Genomic DNA, 3090 nt, shown 5'->3' with positions numbered 1-3090 from the left:
GCGGCTCGTAGACCATCTTCAGACCGCGTATTTTCTCCTTGTTTTCATGCAAGTTGAGTATTGATTCAGCTACATGTTCCATGTGCGTATTGGTGTAGACCCTTCTGGGTATTGTGAGTCTAACTAGCTCGAGCTTTGGAAAAATATTTTGGCCTGTTTTTGCATCCCTGCCTTTAGACACTGCCCCACGCTCCATTGACCGCACGCCAGAATCTTGATAAAGAGCTGCTGCCAGCGACTTGGCTGGCCAGTTATCTCTTGCATGTGCGGCACAAACTCGAGTGCATCAAGATAGACTGCATGACTGCCAACTGGTTTGACTATAGGGATGCCATTGTCGGCAAGCATCTGGCCAAGATACTGTGTTTGCCCAATGCGGTACTTTAGGTATTCGTATTGCGCACCTTCCCTCAGGCCACGGGCAACTGCCTCCATGTCGCGGCCAGCCATGCCGCCATAAGTGTGCAGGCCTTCGTAGGTAACTACCATTTCCCTGCAGGATTCAAACAGCTGTTTGTCGCGCGTTGCAATAAAACCGCCGATATTTACAAGCGCGTCTTTTTTTGCGCTGTAGACGCAAGCATTTGCAAAGCCCATCATCTCATTGAGTATTTCTATTATGCTCTTGTTTGAATAGCCAGGTTCCCTCTGCTTGATGAAAAACGCGTTTTCACTTGAACGGGTTGCATCAAATACGAGCTTTATTCCATTTTCCTTGCACAGGTTTGACACTTGGCGCATATTCGCAATTGACACTGGCTGCCCGCCCGACATGTTGCAATTCATCTCAACATAGACGAAGGGGATTTTTTCTGCCCCGTTTTCCTGAATTAGGTTCTTGAGCTTTGCCAAATCCACGTTTCCTTTGAACTGATCTTCTGATTTTGGGTCATGGGCGCAATCTACGATTATGTCAGGCATGGATGCACCCTGTAGCTGCACGTGCTCCTTGGAGGTAGTAAAGTACATGTTGCGTGGCACAAGCAGGCCAGGCTTTTTTATTAGCGCGCGGGAGACGAGATGTTCTGCGCCCCTGCCCTGGTGAGTCGGCACAAGGTAGGGAAAACCGAGTACATCCTGTATGGCTTTTTCCAGGTTATAGAAGTTCCTGCTTCCAGCGTACGCCTCATCGCCAAGCATCATGCCAGCCCACTGATTATCAGACATCGCAGCAGTGCCTGAATCAGTAAGAAGGTCTATGTAGACTTCGTCGGATTTGAGGAGAAAAGTGTTATAGCCTGCGTTTCTTATTGCCGCTTCCCTTTACGAAGCATCAAGAACAGTGACTGGTTCGACCATCTTTATTTTAAATGGTTCTGGAATGCCGTGGATTAGTTTTTTAGTTGCAGCCATTTTGCCACCCCACATAAATTCGTTGCTTTAAAGCCTCAAAAAATTTTCAAGGATTTTCTCGCCGTACTGCGTGTGCCAGACTTCGGGATGAAACTGGACTGCATGTATTGGCAAGCTTGTGTGCATCATTGCCTCAAATGGGCACACTTGCGAGTGAGCAAGTGAAATAAAGTTTGGCGGCAGGGATTTGACTTCGTCAAAATGGGACACCCAGGCAGTGATTTTGCCTGGAAGCCCGACAAGTACGCCTTGTGGCTTGTCGATTGCAATTTCCATTGTCCCATATTCTGCCGACTTGCCTTTTGCCACGCTGCCGCCAAGGACATGGGCGATTGCCTGCTGGCCAAAGCAGATTCCAAGAAGCGGGCTTTTGTACCTTCCTGCTGCCGCAGCCTCGATGATTGCGCGGTTTGCCTTAAGGTCAACTTCGTAAACCGAGCTTGGGCCTCCTGACATGATGACTTTTTCAGCAGCTAAAAGTTTTGCAGTTTCAACTTCCGGCTGGACGATTTCCCCGGCAAAACCCAAGTCGCGCACAGCCCGCCAGATAACATGAGTATACTGCGAGCCGTTGTTGATGATGAGAATGGACATGAAAAACAACTTCATTTGGTATTAGGGATCGTAGATGCAATGTTTCATTTGTAGGCTTAATGCTTAGCCAAATATAATAAAACTAGCTAGGGTTGAATTCAAAAAAAGGCTTATAAGAAAATTCGTTTTGCAGAGCACAATAAACTGGGATTGAAAAAGTAAAAAATAGCTGGTTGGACGAGTATATGGGAAGCCGGATTTGACTTACTCCCCAGTCTAGTTGACAACCAGTGTGCCTTCCATCTCCCTGTGCCCGTCTCCGCAAAACACATTGCAGCTAAAGTCAAATGTGCCCTGCTTGCTTGCAACAAACTGGCCCGTGGCGCTTTTGCCCGCCTCTGCCTTGAGGTCAAAGCCAAAGTCGCGAATTGCAATGCCGTGCGAAACATCCTTGTTGACAAGGGTGATTTTGACCGTGTCGCCCTTGTTTACCGTGATTGTTGACGGCTCGAACTTCCAATTGGACGCCTCGACTGTGAATTCCCTGACTTTGCCAGTCCCCGCCCCGCTGCCTGCAGCCGAGCCTGAATCGCCGCCAACCGACCCTCCGTTTGCATTGCCGCCGCCCCAAGTGTTGTCAGGCGGGCTTGGGGGAGGTGGTGGGTTTGTGCCACCCTGACCCTGGTTGCCAGTGCAGCCATAAAGCAGCACTAGGGCAAAAAGCAGCATAGCAGCTAGACTTGTGATTTTTTTCATTCTCCAACACCCCGGCAATTGATTGAATTGTTTCTAAACGCTATTAATGAAGTGGCATGCTCTTAAAATTACCTACCAATGGGTTACTCCATTTCCACGGTTGCAGGAGGCTTGTTTGTAATGTCGTAGAGCACGCGGCCGACGTGGCGGATTTCGTTTGTGATTCTGCTTGAGATTTTCTCAAGAAGCGCAGGCGGGATGTGCGAGAAATTGATGGTCATTCCGTCAAGCGAGCGGACAGCACGCACGACAAGCGTGTAATTGTAGTGCCGCTCATCGCCGCGCACGCCAACGGTTTTTACAGGCAAAAGGGCTGCAAAGTACTGCCAGGGTTTTTCAATCTCCCCTCTTGCAACAGCCGCCTCAAGCTCCTCTTCGACAATGGCGCACGCGTGGCGGACAATTTCGGCTTTTTCAGGCGTTATCTCACCAACAATGCGCACTGCA

3 protein-coding genes and 1 pseudogene are annotated in these 3090 nt (G+C 49.2%); all 4 read right to left on the bottom strand.

Translation table 11 applies throughout. The features are described 5' to 3' along the window. Window positions 1-1353: pseudogene (locus FJZ26_05210) on the bottom strand (tryptophanase). A gap of 27 nt (window positions 1354-1380) precedes the next feature. Beyond that, complete coding sequence (locus tag FJZ26_05205; GenBank protein ID MBM3229804.1) at window positions 1381-1962, bottom strand: GMP synthase subunit A; 582 nt, start codon at window positions 1960-1962, stop codon at window positions 1381-1383. 201 nt (window positions 1963-2163) lie between these two features. Continuing rightward, the gene (locus FJZ26_05200; GenBank protein MBM3229803.1) at window positions 2164-2643 is read right to left on the bottom strand and encodes a hypothetical protein; all 480 of its coding nucleotides are present in this window, start codon (window positions 2641-2643) and stop codon (window positions 2164-2166) included. A gap of 83 nt (window positions 2644-2726) precedes the next feature. Further along, window positions 2727-3090, bottom strand: a 364-nt coding sequence (locus tag FJZ26_05195) for a glutamine-hydrolyzing GMP synthase subunit GuaA (protein ID MBM3229802.1), incomplete at its 5' end; no start/stop codon positions are given.

Source organism: Candidatus Parvarchaeota archaeon (assembly GCA_016866895.1).
GTDB lineage: Archaea > Micrarchaeota > Micrarchaeia > Anstonellales > VGKX01 > VGKX01.
Note: the sequence above shows the minus strand (reverse complement) of the source record. Positions and strands in the feature narration are given on the sequence as shown.